Raw genomic sequence first — 1,082 nt, 5'->3', positions numbered from 1 at the left:
TGTAGAAGAGACGGGGCCCCGGGCCCCCGGGCCCCGGGCCCCCGGGCCCCGGGCCCCCGGGCGCCCTCCGGCCGCCCCGGCACGGTCCCCGCCCCCGCGTGCTCCGATTCCGCGTGGTCCGCCCCCACGTGGTCCGATTCCCTCAGTTCAGGGCCACCGGTTCCCCCGTGTCCGGTTGCCAGGCCGTCAGGGGGGTGAAGCCGCGGTGGCCGCATTCGCCGAATACCGTCACCGGGCCGCCGCCCGAGAGCGCGGCCAGTTGCCACAGGCCCGACCGTGACCGGGATCCGGCCGAGGCCACCGGCAGGGCGGACTTCCCCTCCGCGTCCGCCAGTTGCCAGCCCTGCTCGCCCGGCACCGGGACCACCGGTCCCAGCACCACCGGCCACGACTCCAGCCACGGGTCCTCGCGCAGCGCCGCCCCGTACGCGTCCAGTGCCTCGCCCGTCGAGACGCCGGACGGTATTCGCGGATGCGGGACCGGCGCGGCGTACCGCTCGCCGAGATCCGCCCGCAGCCCGGCCGACCCGGGACGGAAGCGGGCCTCCGCCTCCAGGGCCAGCCCCACCGGCAGGGCCAGTGCGGGCGGCCGCCCCGGCGGACCGAAGTCCAGCACCAGGGCCGGGCGCCCGCTGTCCAGGCCGTGCAGCCAGATCCGGCGCGTGGTGAGCCGGCCGTCCGGTGAGACCGTGTCGTACTGCGCGAGCACCAGCCAGCGGTCCCGTACCGTCGCCCCCTCCGCCGCGGCCGGCAGACCCACCCGGGACCGCACCGTCGCGGCCAGCGGCTCCGGCAGCCCGCCCACCCCCAACCAGGCCCGGTCCAACAGGTGCAGCAGCGCGCACTCCTCCAGCATCCGGCCGGGCCAGCCCGCTCCGGAGCTCGGTATCGTGCCCAACTCCCGCACCCGTCCCGCCAGTCCCGGCGCCTGGGCGTCGACCATCCGGGCCGCGGTCTCCTCCCACAGTGCGTACCCCGCCTGCTCCTGTCCGGCCAGGCCGCCGCGCAGCAGGTCGGCGAGCCGCTGCTCCAGCTCGGACACGCCCGCCCCGATGCGCGCGGCCCGCCGCTCGGCCCGCTTG

General features: G+C 78.0%; 1 protein-coding gene. It reads right to left on the bottom strand.

The window, feature by feature from the left end:
• Nucleotides 1-142 precede the first annotated feature (142 nt).
• Nucleotides 143-1,082 (bottom strand): SWIM zinc finger family protein (locus tag GPJ59_RS36450; RefSeq protein ID WP_219672383.1); only part of this gene is annotated, 940 nt, incomplete at its 5' end.

Origin of the sequence: Streptomyces bambusae (assembly GCF_019400985.1) — a bacterium.
GTDB lineage: Bacteria > Actinomycetota > Actinomycetes > Streptomycetales > Streptomycetaceae > Streptomyces > Streptomyces bambusae_A.
The sequence above is the reverse complement of the archived record's forward strand: the minus strand, read 5'-3'. Positions and strand labels throughout refer to the sequence as shown.